The organism is Dictyoglomus sp. (genome assembly GCA_025060475.1).
Classification (GTDB): domain Bacteria; phylum Dictyoglomota; class Dictyoglomia; order Dictyoglomales; family Dictyoglomaceae; genus NZ13-RE01.
The window spans coordinates 1-513 of record JANXBZ010000078.1 but is presented as its reverse complement, the minus strand read 5'-3'; the positions used below and the strand labels follow the sequence as shown (position 1 = coordinate 513).

Sequence of the window (513 nt, the reverse complement as noted above, 5' to 3'; positions counted from 1 at the left end):
TGGCAAAGAAACATTAATAAACTTTTTAAGGTAAAAATGCTGTAAAACTTATGAGAAAATCATAAAAGCATTAAGTGTCCCATCTATATGTGGGAGGGTGTGGTGATTGCCTGGAGAGGTATTCTTAGATCATGTGAGGAAAGTGTTTGGAAACGTCATAGCAGTAGACGATGTTTCATTAAAGATATCGGGAGGAGAGTTCTTCGTACTACTAGGTCCTTCTGGCTGTGGTAAGACTACTACTCTGAGAATTATAGCTGGTTTAGAAAAGGCTGATTCAGGTAGAGTATACATAGATGGAAGAGACGTAACTGATTTGCCTCCAAAGGATAGAGATATTGCAATGGTGTTTCAGGATTATGCTCTATACCCCCACATGAGAGTGTTTGACAACATAGCATTTCCATTGAAGATAAGGAAAGCGTCTAAACAAGAGATCAGTAAAAGAGTGAGGGAGGTTGTTGAACTTTTAGGAATTAGTGACACGCTTAATCGATATCCGCATCAACTTAG

1 protein-coding gene is annotated in these 513 nt (G+C 38.6%); it reads left to right on the top strand.

Translation table 11 applies throughout. From position 1 onward, the window contains the following. Nucleotides 1-106: 106 nt before the first annotated feature. On the top strand, nucleotides 107-513 hold a 407-nt coding region (locus tag NZ841_08590; protein MCS7202816.1), incomplete at its 3' end, for an ATP-binding cassette domain-containing protein.